Consider the following 15,159-nt stretch of genomic DNA (forward strand, 5'->3'; position numbering starts at 1 on the left):
GCGCCGCCGTCTCCCAACCCTCGGTAGGATCAAGCTTGGCATCGGAAATTTGCCACGATTGAATGCTTGGTTCTTGCTGCTGCGTGAGAAAAATTTGCCCATGACGTCATCGATGGGAGCCGCGCAGAAGATAAGAGATTGATCATCGCGATCTCTCAAACAATTGGATTCTATAAAAATTCGATTTTTATAGAATCAATACATTATAAGATCTTTGTCGATGTCTACTATTTCTGTAATCCAAAAATACTACTCATGTGACTGGATTTGGTCCTCGAAAAACGTTATGCGGCCCCGACGTTCACGATCAGTGATGATCTGGCGAACCGGGATCGGCACTATAAAACCTGAAGTGAGGATGATGTGCGTCTCTTGAAGCTGCCGGCTCTCGACAAAAGGTTCTTCTCGAAAGCTTGGAAGAATCTGCGCCGGAAGCCGAGTGCTGCCGTCACGATGCGGGACGGCAACGTTGCGATCAGCTGGATCACGCTCCACGAGGGCGGCGTTCTCCTCGCGCTGGCAACCGGCACGCACCGGGAGGAAGTTCAGGTTCAGGTCCGTTTCGCCGGGGGGGAAGCGCAGGATCTGCCTGTCGAGCCCGCGAACCGGATCAACGGGTTGGAGCTCGTCTACGCGCCTCTGCCCGAGAGCCTCGCCCAGCATCCCGGCACCTGCACCGTCAGCGTCAAGGTCCATGGACAGACCTACACGGAGCGTTTCGAGGCGGGAACCGATCAGTATTCCGGCTGCTTCGACGGCGTCTGGGACTATCGCCTCGAAGGATGGCTCTCACCGCTCTTCCCGACCGCGAACCCGAGCGTCCGGCTGATCGTCGATGGCGAGGTGGGTGACCCCGTCGCCCTCGATCGCTATCGCAGCGAGTTCCAGTTCATGGTGTCCGGACAGGCGGGCTGGAACGGCTTTTCGCTGCCGCTGCCGCCACATGCACTCGATGGCAAGCCGCATCGCCTCGGCATCCAGGCGGGCAAGACGACGCTCGAATTCGGCACCTGGAGCAGCCAGCCGCGCTACAACATCGACACTCTGGCGCCGGACAATTTCCGGGGCTGGTACTTCGACCCCACGACGGCCGACGCGCCGACGACCCTGCGCATCGTCCGGGGCGGCGCGACGCGGTCGGAACTCAAGACGCATACCCGGGCCGACGTCAAAGCGGCGTTCGGGCGGGATGTGGCCGGGTTCGTCTTTTCCCAGCAGGATATCCAGCCCGGCAGCGAACTCTTCGCCGGTCCGGAGGGAGGGGGGCTTCTCCTCGGGCGTTTCAGCAACGACCTGCTCGTTCATGTCCAGGCCCAGCGGCGCGAAGCGCGGGCGCGGCTCCTGGAATTCGAGTCGCCCGCGACGAGCGTGATGGCGCGCCGCAGCATCCGCACGCGACTCGTCGAGGTCGAGCGCGCCCGTGGCCATGGGCCCATCACCTTTCAGCCGGTGGTCGCCACCGAAACGCTGGCCGCCACGGCCGATGTGACCCCACGTCCGGCGCCGGTGGCTCGGTCGCGGCAAGTGCCTCCGCCGGTCTGCGCCATCGTCCCGGTCTACAAGGGCCTGTCCGACCTCAAGCTCTGCCTGGCATCCCTGATCCCGGAACTGAGCGCCGGGACGGCGCGGGCGATCGTCATCAACGACGCGTCGCCCGACCCGGAGATCGGCCGCTACCTCGCGAGCGTCGCCGCCGAGAACCATCCGGGCCTGACGATCCTCGAGAACCCGAAGAACCTCGGCTTTATCGGGACGGTCAATCGCGGCTTCTCGCTGCTCGAGCCCGATGAGGACGTCCTCCTCGTCAACGCCGATACGATCCTGCCGCCCGGACTCGTCGCGCGGCTCGCCCGGCACTGCCATGCCCGGCCGGGCGTCGCCTCGGTGACCCCGTTGTCGAACAACGCGACGATCCTGAGCTTCCCGAACGTCGTCGTGCCGAGCCTGCCCGCCCTCGGCCTCGATGTCGCGGAGATCGACCGGGCCTTCGCCGGACACGGCGCCGAGCCCGTGGAGATCCCGACGGGTGTCGGCTTCTGCATGCATCTCAATCGCCACGCCCTCGACGAGGTGGGCGCGTTCTCGCCCGATTGGGGCAAGGGCTACTGCGAGGAGGTCGATTGGTGCCTCTCCGCGCGCGACCTCGGCTGGATCCACCTCGCGGCGCCGGACACCTTCGTGATCCACGAGGGGTCGGTCTCGTTCGGCGTCGCCGAGCGGGTGACGATCCTGGCGACCAACCACGCTCGCCTGGAGGCACTCTACCCGGAATACCTCGCCGAGGTGCGCGCCTTCGTCCGCGCGGACCCCCTGGAAGCCGTGCGCACGGATGTCCTGCTCAGCCTCCTAAAGGGGCGTTTCAGCGCGCTGACCCTGCACCTGATGCACGGGCTCGGCGGCGGCACGAAGCGCTACGTGGACGACATCCAGGGCCTTCGCCGGTCGGAAGACCACGAGAGTGCCGTGCTCTCCCCCGTGGAGGATCGCGGCGACGATCCGCGGCTGCTGCTGAGCTTCCACCGGGCCGATGTCACCCTGACCCTGAGACCCGAAAGCGTCGAGCGGACCCTCGAGGCCATCGAGGCGGCCGGCGTCGCGGTGCAGATCCACGTGAACTCGCGCCTGACCTTCCGAAGCGCGTTCCTGGAGACGCTCCTCTCCGGCAAGCGCCCCTTCACGGTGATGCTGCACGACTTCCAGTGGTACTGTCCGCGTGTCCACCTCACGGACGAGCGCAACAGCTATTGCGGTGAGCCGACGCCCGCCGTCTGCCAGCTCTGCGTTTCGGGCGGCGTCGAGCACAACTTCGCCGATCATGACGCGCTGATCGAGAACGACCTCGAATCCTGGCTCGGCTTCAACACCCGGATCCTCCAGCGCGCCACCACCATCCTGGCGCCGTCCGAGGACACGGCGCGCCGTTATCGCGCGCGCCTGAACCTGTCCGATATCGTTGTCGCGCCCCACCCGGAGCCGCGGCTGCACGGCACGACGTCGGTGGTGTCACGGATAGGTGGGGCCAAGGGTAGTCCCAAGGGTAGTCCCAAGGGTGGCCTCAGAATCGCGGTCGTGGGTGCGATCGGGCGCGTCAAGGGCTTCGATGTCCTCGTCCGGCTGGTGGAGCGGGCGGCGCGTGACCGCATGCCGTTCTACCTGACCGTCGTCGGCTTCACGGCCGACGACGAGCGCCTCAAGCGCTACAAGAACGCCGCCGTGACCGGCTCCTACAAGCATTCGGAACTGAAGGCGAAGCTGGACGAGATCGACCCGGACTTCGTGTTCCTGTCGAGCATCTGGCCGGAGACCTACTCCTACGTCCTGTCCGAGGTCTGGGAGGCCGGCTATCCGGTCGTCGCCTTCGACATCGGGGCGCCCGCCGACCGGATCAAGACCGTGGGCGGCGGCGTGGTGATCCCCTTCACCCGCGACAGCCGTCTCATCCTCGACGCGCTGATGGCGGCCCGGGATCAGGTCGCGACCCTCCCGCCGATGCGCCCGGTGCCGACCATCGTGCCCTCGCTGGAGGCCTATTACGGGCAGCCCGGCGCAATCGCGGCCCCGGCGGACGACGTGGTCCCGAACGGAGCCATACCGGCCGTCGCCGCCGCGTCGGCGCATCCCGCCGACGATGAGGACCTGGAGGCGGGCGGTCTCGCGGTGGTCCATGACGTCTCGCGCGACCGGGACGACCCGCCGGTCCGCGATCGGGCGGCCGTTGCCGCCGAGATGATCCCCTGAGGAACTGGCCCGGACCCGTGGTCCGGGTCCGTCCGTCCGCGGCGCCAGCGTGCAAGGCAGGGATGGGCGATCAGCGCGCGGGCGGCCAGCGCAACGCGTCCACCAGCACCCCGAGGGCCGGTGGGATCTGGCGATGGCTCGCGAAATAGAGGTGATAGCCGGAGAACGGCTCGCACCAAGCGTCGAGGACGCGGACCAGCGTTCCTTGATCCAGGTGCGTCCGCACCAGGGTCTCGGGCAGGTAGGCGAGGCCGAAGCCGTCGAGGGCCGCCGCCAGGATCAGCGCCGTGGTGTTGAAGGTCAGCCGGCCCTCGACCCAGACCCGCAGCTCCTGCCCGTCCCTGTCGAATTCCCAGGCATACAGGCCGCCCCGTGTCGGCAGGCGAAGGTTGATGCAGCGATGGCCGGTCAGGTCCTGCGGCGCCTCCGGCTTCGGGTGGGCGTGCAGATAGGCGGGTGAGCCCACCACCGCCATCCGCATGTCGGTGCCGATGCGAACGGCCGTCATGTCCTTGGCCACCATGCCGCCGAAGCGCACGCCTGCGTCGATGCGCTGCGCGATGATGTCGGTCAGGCCGGAATCGACCACGATCTCCACCGCGATGTCCGGATAGTCCGGCAGCAGGCGGCGCAGGGCGGGCCACAGCACCGCGTGGGCCGCGTGCTCGGTGGCGGTGATGCGGACGGTCCCGGCCGGGCGGTCACGCAGGCCGGCCAGGGACGCGAGCCCGGCCTCGATCTCATCGAAGCGTGGCCCAACGGCCTCGAGGAGTCGCGCCCCGGCCTCCGTCGGCGCGACACTCCGGGTGGTGCGCGCCAGCAGCCGCACCCCGAGGCGCGCCTCGAGGGCACGCACGGTCTGACTGAGGGCGGGCTGCGAGACCCCGAGCTGCGCAGCCGCCCGGGTGAAGCTGCCCGCACGCGCGACGGCGATGAAGGCGGCAAGATCGTTCAGGCTCTCGCGCAGCATTCATAAGCCCCGTTCATATCCTCATGTCCCGTGGCCCACCTAATCCGCCTCCCGCGCGGGTGCCAGGTTCGGCGGGGCTTCCGCCATGACCCGTGCTCGACCCGTGCCCGGATGTCAGGACGGAAGAAGGCCCCCGATGCCCCCAGGGCTCGGCCAAGATCGGATCAGGAGATGCAGATGGCCCAAGACTCAAAGGGCGAGGTCGACTCAAAGGGCGAGCCCGACGTTAAGGGTAAGGTCGACCTTGCCGGCCAGTTCGACTTCACCGGAAAGGTCGCCTTCGTCAGCGGCGCCGCGAGCGGCATCGGCCGTGCCACGGCCCTGGCCTTCGGCCGGGCCGGGGCGCGCGTCGTGGTCGCCGACCTGTCGGAGACGGGCGTCCGCGAGACCGCGCGCCGGATCGAGGAGGCCGGTGGCCGCGCCCTCGGCCTGACCTGCGATGTCGCCGTCGAAGACTCTGTGAGGGCCGCCCTCGACCGTACGGCCGAGACCTTCGGCCGCCTCGATGCCGCCTTCAACAATGCGGGCGTCGAGCAGCCGGTCACGGCGGCGGCCGACATCCCGGCGGAGGCGTTCGACCGCCTCGTCGCCGTCAATCTGCGCGGCGTGTTCCTCAGCATGAAGTCCCAGATCCCGCTCATGCTGAAGAGCGGGGGCGGAGCCATCGTGAACAATGCCTCCGGCGCCGGGGTGAAGGGCTTCGCGGGCCAAGCCGCCTACGCGGCGACCAAGCACGGCGTGGTCGGCATGACCCGGAGCACGGCCCTCGACTATGCCGCGGCGGGAATCCGCGTCAACGCGGTCTGTCCCGGCATCATCGACACGCCGATGATGCGGCGCTTCACCGGGGGCACCGAGGCGGGGGTGGCCCGCGTCGTCGCCCAGGAGCCGGTCGGGCGGATGGGCACGCCTGAGGAGATCGCCGCCGCCGTCCTGTTCCTGTGCTCGGGGGCGGCCGCCTTCATCGTCGGGCACGCCATGGTGGTGGATGGGGGGCAGACGGTGGCCTGAAGGCAGCGGCGTCAGCTCCGGTGGCGCAGGGCCTCCATTAGCACCGTGAAGGCCGGTGTCGGCTGGCGCCGGCTCGGATAGTAGAGATGGTAGCCCGGGAAGGGGGCGCACCATTCCGCGAGCACCCGCACCAGCCGTCCCTGCGCGACCTCGGTCCAGACCTCCTCCTCGGGCAGATAGGCCAACCCGAAATCCGCCAGCGCCGCGCTCAGGATCAGGCGCAGGCTCGTGAAGCCGAGCTGGCCCTCGACCCGGACGGCGACCGCCTCGCCCGCCCGCTCGAATTCCCACGGGAAGACATCGCCCCGCGAGGGCCGCCCGAGATTGATGCAGCGATGCCGGGTCAGGTCCTCCGGACGGGCAGGTGGGGGCGAGGCCGCGAAGTAGGCAGGCGTGCCGACGACGGCCATGCGCATGGGCGGCGCGATACGCATGGCCACCATGTCCCGCTCGACGTGCTCGCCGATGCGCACGCCGGCATCGAAGCGCTCGGCCACGATGTTCGTGCGCGCCTGCGAGGTCTCGATCTCGACGGTGATCTCCGGGTAGGCCGGCAGCAGGTCCCGCAGGACCGGCCAGAGGACGGTCTCGGCCGCGTGCTCCGGGGCGGTGATGCGGATCCGTCCGGCGGGCCGGTGCCGCATCTCCGTGAGCGCCGTCAGCTCCACCCCGATTTGCTCGAACTGGGGCGCGACGATGCGCAGGAGCCGCTCGCCGGCTTCCGTCGGCGAGACGCTGCGCGTGGAGCGGTTGAGCAGGTGCAGCCCGAGGCGCGCCTCAAGGCCGGTCATCGCATGGCTCAAGGCCGATTGCGTCACACCCAGGCGCTTGGCCGCGCGGGTGAAGCTTCCCTCCTGCGCCACGGTGGCAAAGGCGAGCAGGTCCGTCAGGGTCTCCCGCGCCATTCATAACCTCGTTTCATAAGCCTCAGTGCATTTCAGGCCCTATTCCGTGGTTCTCCGGGCCCTAATTTTAGAACCAAGCAAAACTTGATTGCGCGCTGCGCGTTTCCGTTCGGTCTCGGTGCCGACCGGCGCTGACGCAACCGCCGCACGGTTCGGAGGACGACATGGACGGTCGCAACGGGCTCGAATTGAACAGGAGAGGCGTTATGGTGAGTGTGGGAGCCAGCGCGGTCGCTGCGGCCATCCCGGGAGCGGTAGGGGCCGCACCGGCGGCCAACGACGCGCCGGTGCTGGTGAAGGTCGCCTTCACGGTGAACGGCGAGAAGCGGGACCTCGAACTCGACACCCGCACCAGCCTGCTGGACGCCGCGCGCGAGCACCTGCACCTGACGGGCTCGAAGAAGGGCTGCGATCACGGCCAATGCGGCGCCTGCACGATGATCGTCGACGGCCGGCGCATCAACACCTGCCTGACGCTCGCGGTCATGCACCAGGGCGCGCAGATCACCACCATCGAGGGCCTGGGCCAGCCCGAGAACCTGCATCCCATGCAGGCCGCCTTCATCAAACATGACGGCTACCAGTGCGGCTACTGCACGCCCGGCCAGATCTGCTCGGGCGTCGCGGTGCTGGCCGAGATCAAGGCCGGCATTCCGAGCCACGTCACGGCCGATCTCAACGCCCCGATGCAGGTCACGGATGCCGAGATCCGCGAGCGCATGAGCGGCAACATCTGCCGCTGCGGCGCCTATTCCAACATCGTCGAGGCGATGACCGAAGTCGCAGATCAGAACAAAGCCCGGAGGCCCGCATGAAGTCCTTCACCTACGAGCGCCCGACTTCGCCCGCGCAAGCCGCCGCCGCCGTTTCCGCCAACCCGAACGCCAAGTTCATCGCCGGGGGCACCAATCTCCTCGACCTGATGAAGCTGCAGATCGAGACGCCGACCCACCTCGTGGACGTCAACGGCCTCGGGCTGGACGGGATCGAGGCCACGCCCGAGGGTGGCCTGCGCGTCGGCGCCCTCGTGCGCAACACGGATCTGGCCGCCGATGCCCGGGTCCGGAAGGATTACGCCGTGCTCAGCCGGGCCCTGCTGGCGGGTGCGTCCGGCCAGCTGCGCAACAAGGCGACCACCGCCGGCAACCTGCTGCAGCGCACCCGCTGCCCGTATTTTTACGACACGGCGCAGGCCTGCAACAAGCGCCAGCCCGGGTCGGGCTGTTCGGCCCTCGACGGCGTCTCGCGCCAGCTCGCCGTAATCGGCGCGAGCGAGGCCTGCATCGCGACCCATCCGGGCGACATGGCGGTGGCCATGCGGGTGCTCGACGCCACCGTCGAGATCGTCGACGGCCGGGGCACGGAACGCAAGATCCCGATCTCCGAGTTCCATCGCCTGCCGGGCGAGCGGCCGGAGGTCGACACCACCCTGAAGCCGGGTGAACTCATTACCGCGGTGACGTTGCCCAAGCCCCTCGGCGGCGCACACATCTACCGCAAGGTCCGCGACCGGGCCTCCTACGCCTACGCGCTGGTCTCGGTGGCCGCGGTGGTGCAACCGGACGGCAGCGGCCGGGCGGCTTTCGGCGGCGTGGCGCACAAGCCCTGGCGGGTGGAAGCCGCCGAGGGCGAGATGGCCCGGGGCGCCAAGGCTGTGACCGCGCAGGTCTTCGCCGGCGCCAAACCCACCCACGACAATGCCTACAAGCTGAAGCTCGCCGAGCGCACGCTCAGCGCGGCGCTCACCGAAGCGAGGGCTTAGAGATATGAAGTTCGATCAGCCCGCGGGGCAGAACCCGATCGACCAGATGAAGGTGGTGGGCAAGGCCACCGACCGCATCGACGGCAAGTTCAAGACCACCGGCACGGCGCCCTATGCCTACGAGCGCCACGACGTGGCGGCGAACCAGGCCTACGGCTACGTTCTCGGGGCCGGCATCGCCAAGGGCCGGATTCGCGCCATCGACACCGTCGCCGCCAAGCGGTCTCCGGGCGTCGTCGCCATCGTCACCACCCTGGACATGCCCAAGCTGGGCCTCGGCAAGATGAACGCCGCGAACCTGTTCGGTGGCGCCGAGATCCAGCACTACCATCAGGCCATCGCCGTGGTGGTGGCCGAGACCTTCGAGCAGGCCCGCGCTGCCGCCTTCCTGATCAAGGTCGACTATGCCCGCGCGGCAGGCAAATTCGACCTCGCGGCCGAGGCCGGGGGCGCCAAGCCGGTTCCCGGCGACAGCGGCGAGGGCAGCGGCGGCGGTAGCGAGGACCGGCGCGGCGACTTCGAGGGCGCGTTCGCGGCCGCCCCCGTCAAGTTCGACCAGACCTACACGACGCCGGACGAGAGCCACGCGATGATGGAGCCGCACGCGACCATCGCGGCCTGGGAGGGCGACAAGCTCACCCTGTGGACCTCCAACCAGATGATCGCCTGGACCAAGGGCAGCATCGCCAAGATCCTCGATATCCCGGCCGAGTCGATCCGCATCGACTCGCCCTATATCGGCGGCGGCTTCGGTGGAAAGCTGTTCGTGCGCTCTGACGCCGTGGTGGCGGCCCTGGCCGCCAAGGCTGCCGGGCGTCCCGTCAAGGTCGCGCTCACCCGGCCTCTGGTCATCAACAACACCACGCACCGGCCGGCCACCATCCAGCGTATCCGCATCGGCGCGACCCCGGACGGAACGATCACCGCCATCGCGCACGAGAGCACCTCGGGCAACCTGGACGGCGGCAAGCCCGAGACGGCGGTGGACCAGACCAAGCTGCTCTACGCGGGCGCCAACCGCCTCACCGCGATGAAGCTCGCGCATCTTGATCTGCCCGAGGGCAACTCGATGCGGGCGCCGGGCGAGGCCCCCGGCCTGATGGCCCTCGAGATCGCCATGGACGAGATGGCGGAAAAGCTTGGGCTCGACCCCGTGGCCTTCCGGATCCGCAACGACACCCAGGTCGATCCAGGACACCCCGAGCGCCCGTTCTCGCACCGGAACCTCGTGGGCTGCCTCAAGCTCGGCGCGGAGAAGTTCGGCTGGGACAAGCGCAACGCCAAGCCCGGTCAGGTCCGGGACGGCCGCTGGCTCGTGGGCATCGGCATGGCGGCGGGCTTCCGCAACAACCTGCTGATGAAGTCGGGCGCCCGCGTTCGGCTCGGCCGCGACGGCCTCGTCACGGTCGAAACGGACATGACCGACATCGGCACCGGCAGCTACACCATCATCGCCCAGACCGCGGCGGAGATGATGGGCGTCACCCTCGACAAGGTGGTGGTGCGCCTCGGCGACTCGAACTTCCCGGTCTCGGCCGGATCGGGCGGACAGTTCGGCGCGAACAACGCCACCTCCGGCGTCTACGCGGCCTGCGTGAAGTTGCGGGAGGCGGTGGCCCAGAGGCTCGGCTTCAACTCGGCCGACGTCCTGTTCGAGGACGGCAATGTCCGTTCCGGCAACCGGACCGAGACGCTGGGCAAGGCGGCGAGCGACGGCGACCTCGTGGGCGAGGATTCCATCGAGTACGGCGATCTCGCCAAAAAGCAGCAGCAATCGACCTTCGCGGGGCACTTCGTGGAGGTGGGCGTCGACGTCGACACCGCCGAGGTCCGGGTGCGGCGCATGCTGGCGGTCTGCGCGGCCGGGCGCATCCTCAACCCGAAATCGGCGCGCAGCCAGGTCATCGGCGGCATGACCATGGGTGTCGGCGGAGCGCTGATGGAGGAACTCGCCGTCGACACGCGGCGCGGCTTCTTCGTCAACCACGATCTGGCCGGCTACGAGGTGCCGGTGCATGCCGACATTCCCCACCAGGAGGTGATCTTCCTCGACGAGGCCGATCCGCAATCCTCGCCCATGAAGGCCAAGGGCGTGGGCGAGCTCGGCATCTGCGGTGTCGGCGCGGCGGTGGCCAACGCCATCTACAACGCCACCGGGGTGCGGGTGCGGGATTATCCCATCACCCTCGACAAGCTCCTCGACCGCATGCCGGACGCGGCGTGACGTCGTCCGGCATGCGCCGGTCCGCGCGGCCCCGCATCATCTGCCACATGACGAGTTCCGTCGACGGACGGCTCCTCGTCGATCGGTGGACGCCCCCCGCCGGGGGCGTCGCGGCGGGCCTCGTGCACCGGCATTACGAGGCCACCGCCGCGCGCCTCGCGGCGGAGGGCTGGATCGTCGGCCGCACCACCATGGCGGAGATCGCGGATGGCGGGGCGCCGGGAGCGCCGGCCCCGGTCGACGGCGATTTGCGGAAGACGCATCGCGGCGACCGGAGGGGCCGCGACCTCGCGGTCGCCATCGACCCTCACGGCAAGGTGCCTTACGGCCGGGACGAAGCGGGGGGCGACCACATCGTCGCCGTCCTCGGGGAGGGCGTTCCGGACGCCTACCTCGCCGAACTCCGCCGGGACGGCGTCTCCTACCTGTTCGCCGGCCCGGACGGGCGCGACCTCGCGCTGGCTCTCGACACCCTGGGCGAGACCTTCGGCGTGCGAACCCTGCTGCTGGAAGGCGGCGGCATCATCAACGGCGCCTTCCTGAAGGCCGGGCTGATCGACGAGATCAGCCTCCTGATCTCCCCGGCCATCGACGGCCTGTCGGGCGTGCCGAGCGTGTTCGAGTATCTCGGGGCTCCGGGCGAGAAGCCCGCCGCTGGCCACGCCCTGCGCCACCTCGGGACCGAGACCCTGGAGGGCGGCACCGTCTGGCTGCGCTACCGCGTCGAGGCGGCGCCCGACGCCTGAGAGTTTTTCCAGAACCGTCGCGGATCCAGGGCGTTGGCGGGGGCGGCCTCCCGCCGTCACCCCGACGGTCGTGGTGCCGGACCGCGCAGGCCTTTAGGCCCTTCACGGGTCGGGGGCGGCGTGATGGGCCCGCGCCGGAAGGACGATCGATGAAGGCCGAGATCCTGAATCTCCGCACCCTGCACGCGGGCTGGAGCAGGTTCCTGCTGGCACGGGTGCGCCTCGCCGATGGCACGGAGGCCGAGCGTGAGATCGAGGACCACGGCGATTCGGTCGGTGTATTGCCCTACGATCCCGAGCGCCGGGTCGCGACCTTAGTGCGGGAATTGCGCGTGCCGGCCCTCTACGCGGCCGGCGAGCAGAGCCAGCTCGAGGCGCCGGCCGGCCTGATCGACGCGGGGCCGCCCGAGGAGAATGCCCGGCGCGAGGTGCTGGAAGAGACCGGCCTGCGCCTGCATGACCTGGAGCCCCTCGGCGCGACCTATTCCTGCGGCGGTATCTCCACCGAGCGCATCCACCTGTTTCTGGCCGGCTATCGAGCCTCCGACCGGGTCGACGGCGGTGGCGGCGCGAAGGGCGAGCACGAGAACATCAAGGTCGTCGAGATGCCGCTGGTCGACCTAGCGAACCTGGCCGATCGCGGCGAACTCACCGACCTGAAGACCTTGACCCTCGTCCTCGCCCTGCGGGTGCGGCGACCGGACCTGTTCGCCGCGGCGGAATCCTAGACCGCGTCGCCGATGACGCCGGCCTCGTCCTGCGCCTGGAGCACATCGGGGCGGGGCATCGAGATGATATTGTAGCCGGAATCGACGAAGTGGATCTCGCCGGTCACGCCGCCCGAGAGGTCCGAGAGCAGGTACATGGCCGAGCCGCCGACCTCCTCCTGCGTCACCGTCCGGCGCAAGGGGGCGTGGGCCTTCTGGTGATTGAACATCAGACGGGCATCCGCGATGCCGGCACCCGCCAGGGTCCGCATCGGGCCGGCCGAGAGGGCGTTGACCCGGATGCCGTCCGGACCGAGATCCCCCGCGAGGTAGCGCACGGACGCTTCCAGCGCCGCCTTGGCGACACCCATGACGTTGTAGTTCGGCATGATCCGGGTGGAGCCGCCATAGGTGAGCGTGAGAAGGGAGCCGCCGCGCGGCATCCGCTTGGCCGCGCGCTGGGCGATCTCGGTGAAGGAGAAGCACGAGATCGTCATCGTGCGCGAAAAATTCTCGCGGGTGGTGACGTCGACGTAGCGGCCCTTGAGCTGGCCCTTGTCGGAGAAGCCGATGGCGTGGACGACGAAGTCGAGGCCTTCGGGAAAGCGCGCGTCGAGGGCGGTGAACAGCGCGTTGACGCTGGCGATATCCTCGACGTCGCAGGGCAGCACGATGTCCGATCCGACGGAGGCGGCGAGCGGCGTCACACGGCGGCCGAGAGCATCGCCCTGGTAGGTGAAGGCGAGTTCCGCCCCGTGTCGGTGCAAGACCTTGGCAATGCCCCAGGCGATCGAGTGATCGTTGGCGACCCCCATGATGAGGCCGCGCTTACCCGCCATCAAACCCGTCATGCTTCATCCCTGGACGCAGAACCCGGGCCCTGGCGACCCGTCTTGGTGTGGGATGAGGCTTACGCGGGGGTCGCTGACCTGTCCAATCGCCAAGCACCTGTCTGGTCCGTTCTGGACCAATCTCATCCCCGAAACGAAGAGGCCTCGTGCCGGCGTTGGCGCCGGCACGAGGCCTGAACTCTGGAAAGCAAGGACGGTCCGGAGCCTAGAAGTATCCGTCCGTGTCGCAGTTCGCGCGGTCGATGATGGCCTGCTTGACGAACACGGCAGCCGTTCCGGCAATGGCTAGGCCGCCGACCGTCCCAAGGGTGAACCAAAGCATAGCCGTACTTTCAATCCCGTCCTGCAGGAAAGTAACGCAGGTCCGTGTTGCAAGTTCCTTGAGCCCTTCGGCTCAAGGTTCGGCCAGCTTTGCGCATAAGCTTAAGCGTCGACGTTTTTCAGGACCAGGGTCGCGTTGGTGCCGCCGAAGCCGAAGGAATTCGAGAGGACGTGGCTGAGCTTGGCCCCGTCACGGCGCTGGCGCAGGATCGGCATGTCGGCGAAGGCCGGGTCGATCTCGTCGATATGCGCGCTCTCGCAGATGAAATCGTTGTTCATCATGAGGAGCGAGTAGATCGCCTCCTGCACGCCCGTCGCCCCGAGGGAATGGCCGGTGAGCGACTTGGTGGCGGCGATCGGCGGGCAGGCATCGCCGCGTCCGAAGACCTCGCGGATCGCCTCGATCTCCTTGGCATCCCCCACCGGCGTGGCGGTGGCGTGCGGGTTGATGTAGTCGATCGGCGCGCCCTTCAGGCCATCGATCGCCTGACGCATGCAGCGCACCGCGCCCTCGCCGGAGGGCGCGACCATGTCGTACCCGTCCGAGGTAGCGCCGTAGCCGGCGATCTCGCCGTAGATCGTCGCGCCGCGCGCCTTGGCGTGCTCGTATTCCTCCAGCACCAGCACGCCGGCGCCGCCCGCGATGACGAAGCCGTCGCGGTTGACGTCATAGGCCCGCGAGGCCCGCGCCGGGGTGTCGTTGTATTTCGAGGACATGGCGCCCATGGCGTCGAACAGCACCGAAAGGGTCCAGTCGAGGTCCTCGCAGCCGCCCGCGAAGATGATGTCCTGGCGCCCGCCCTGGATCACCTCGGCGGCGTTGCCGATGCAGTGGTTCGAGGTCGCGCAGGCGGACGAGATCGAATAGTTCACGCCCTTGATCTTGAACCAGGTCGCCAGCGTCGCGGATGCGGTGGAGGACATCGCCTTCGGCACCGCAAACGGGCCGACGCGCTTCGGGCCTTTCTCCAACGCGATGGCGGCGGACTCGACGATGACCTTCGTGGAGGGGCCGCCCGAGCCCATGATGATGCCGGTGCGGTCGTTCGAGACGTCGCTCGCCTCCAGGCCCGCAGCCTTGATGGCCTGGTCCATGGCGACATGGTTCCAGGCGGTGCCGCCGCCGTGGAAGCGCATGGCGCGCCGGTCGACGACGCCCTCCGGATCGAGGGTGGGGCGGCCCTCGACCTGACTGCGGAAGCCGTGCTCCGCGTAAGACGCCGAATGCCCGATGCCGGACTTGGCCTCGCGGAGCGAGGCGAGGACTTCCTCGGTGTTGTTGCCGATGGATGAGACGATGCCCATCCCGGTGATCACGACACGCCGCATGGACACGATGCTCTCCGCCGCCGGGGCTTGTAGGTCGCGGCGCGCGTTCGGCGACCGCATCTTCGTGTTGTGTCAGGTAGGACCGGGAAGCCCCGATCTCAACCGCGCGGGCTCTCAGCCGCCCGCGGCGTCCGCCTGCGCCTGGAACAGCGCGACGCGCAAGTCCTTGGCCTCGTAGATGCGGGTGCCGTCGGCCTCCAGCCAGCCGTCGGCGATGCCCAGCACCAGCTTGCCCAGGCGCACGCGCTTGATGTCGATGCCGTAGACGACCTGCTTCACCGTGGGCAGGACCTGATCCGAGAACTTGACCTCGCCGACGCCGAGCGCCCGGCCCCGTCCCGGAGCCCCGAGCCAGCCGAGATGGAAGCCCACGAGCTGCCAGAGGGCGTCGAGGCCGAGGCAGCCCGGCATCACCGGATCATTCTTAAAGTGGCAGCCGAAGAACCAGAGGTCCGGCCGGATGTCGAACTCGGCGCGCACGTGGCCCTTGCCGTGGGCGCCGCCCTCGCTGCCGATGGAGACGATGCGGTCGAACATCAGCATCGGCGGCAGCGGCAGCTGCGCGTTTCCGGCGCCGAACAGCTCGCCACGTCCG

The 15,159-nt window shown here is 68.6% G+C and carries 12 protein-coding genes; 7 read left to right on the forward strand and 5 right to left on the reverse strand.

Annotation, left to right across the window (positions count from 1 at the left end):
• Nucleotides 1-453 precede the first annotated feature (453 nt).
• Nucleotides 454-3,738: a glycosyltransferase gene (locus MFF30_RS05780; protein WP_238277716.1), complete on the forward strand. Its 3,285-nt coding sequence runs from the start codon at nucleotides 454-456 to the stop codon at nucleotides 3,736-3,738.
• A gap of 70 nt (nucleotides 3,739-3,808) precedes the next feature.
• Here MFF30_RS05780 and MFF30_RS05785 read toward each other — a convergent pair whose 3' ends face one another.
• Nucleotides 3,809-4,708, reverse strand: coding sequence for a LysR family transcriptional regulator (locus tag MFF30_RS05785; RefSeq protein WP_238277718.1), 900 nt, complete (start codon nucleotides 4,706-4,708; stop codon nucleotides 3,809-3,811).
• Nucleotides 4,709-4,885: 177 nt separating this feature from the next.
• Between MFF30_RS05785 and MFF30_RS05790 the strand changes: the two genes are divergently transcribed.
• Nucleotides 4,886-5,719 carry a glucose 1-dehydrogenase gene (locus MFF30_RS05790; RefSeq protein ID WP_238277719.1) on the forward strand — a complete coding sequence of 278 codons (834 nt, stop codon included), beginning with the start codon at nucleotides 4,886-4,888 and terminating at the stop codon, nucleotides 5,717-5,719.
• A gap of 11 nt (nucleotides 5,720-5,730) precedes the next feature.
• On the opposite strand, the gene MFF30_RS05795 is transcribed toward MFF30_RS05790, so the two are convergent.
• Nucleotides 5,731-6,624 carry a LysR family transcriptional regulator gene (locus tag MFF30_RS05795; protein WP_238277720.1) on the reverse strand — a complete coding sequence of 298 codons (894 nt, stop codon included), beginning with the start codon at nucleotides 6,622-6,624 and terminating at the stop codon, nucleotides 5,731-5,733.
• A gap of 164 nt (nucleotides 6,625-6,788) precedes the next feature.
• On the opposite strand from MFF30_RS05795, the gene paoA reads away from it, so the two are divergent.
• The 5 genes from paoA to MFF30_RS05820 all read left to right on the forward strand — a co-directional run bounded on the left by paoA (nucleotide 6,789) and on the right by MFF30_RS05820 (nucleotide 12,084).
• Entirely contained in the window at nucleotides 6,789-7,439 is a 651-nt protein-coding gene (gene paoA, locus MFF30_RS05800; RefSeq protein WP_238277722.1) for an aldehyde dehydrogenase iron-sulfur subunit PaoA, read from the forward strand.
• Nucleotides 7,436-8,386, forward strand: a complete 951-nt coding sequence (locus MFF30_RS05805) for an FAD binding domain-containing protein (protein WP_238277724.1) — start codon at nucleotides 7,436-7,438, stop codon at nucleotides 8,384-8,386. The genes paoA and MFF30_RS05805 overlap by 4 nt, the downstream gene beginning before the upstream one ends.
• A 4-nt stretch (nucleotides 8,387-8,390) precedes the next feature.
• The gene (gene paoC, locus MFF30_RS05810) at nucleotides 8,391-10,610 is read left to right on the forward strand and encodes an aldehyde oxidoreductase molybdenum-binding subunit PaoC (protein WP_238277726.1); all 2,220 of its coding nucleotides are present in this window, start codon (nucleotides 8,391-8,393) and stop codon (nucleotides 10,608-10,610) included.
• On the forward strand, nucleotides 10,607-11,356 hold the full coding sequence (locus MFF30_RS05815) for a RibD family protein (RefSeq protein WP_306424560.1): 750 nt from the start codon (nucleotides 10,607-10,609) through the stop codon (nucleotides 11,354-11,356). The genes paoC and MFF30_RS05815 overlap by 4 nt, the downstream gene beginning before the upstream one ends.
• A 149-nt stretch (nucleotides 11,357-11,505) precedes the next feature.
• Nucleotides 11,506-12,084 carry an NUDIX domain-containing protein gene (locus MFF30_RS05820; protein ID WP_238277728.1) on the forward strand — a complete coding sequence of 193 codons (579 nt, stop codon included), beginning with the start codon at nucleotides 11,506-11,508 and terminating at the stop codon, nucleotides 12,082-12,084.
• Here MFF30_RS05820 and fabI read toward each other — a convergent pair.
• The 3 genes from fabI to fabA all read right to left on the reverse strand — a co-directional run.
• Nucleotides 12,081-12,914 carry an enoyl-ACP reductase FabI gene (gene fabI, locus MFF30_RS05825; protein WP_238277731.1) on the reverse strand — a complete coding sequence of 278 codons (834 nt, stop codon included), beginning with the start codon at nucleotides 12,912-12,914 and terminating at the stop codon, nucleotides 12,081-12,083. The genes MFF30_RS05820 and fabI overlap by 4 nt on opposite strands.
• A gap of 423 nt (nucleotides 12,915-13,337) precedes the next feature.
• Nucleotides 13,338-14,564, reverse strand: a complete 1,227-nt coding sequence (gene fabB, locus MFF30_RS05830; protein ID WP_238277739.1) for a beta-ketoacyl-ACP synthase I — start codon at nucleotides 14,562-14,564, stop codon at nucleotides 13,338-13,340.
• 114 nt (nucleotides 14,565-14,678) lie between these two features.
• Nucleotides 14,679-15,159: 3-hydroxyacyl-[acyl-carrier-protein] dehydratase FabA (gene fabA, locus MFF30_RS05835; RefSeq protein WP_238277733.1), on the reverse strand; the 481-nt coding region annotated here is incomplete at its 5' end.

The organism is Methylobacterium goesingense (assembly GCF_022179225.1).
Classification (GTDB): domain Bacteria; phylum Pseudomonadota; class Alphaproteobacteria; order Rhizobiales; family Beijerinckiaceae; genus Methylobacterium; species Methylobacterium goesingense.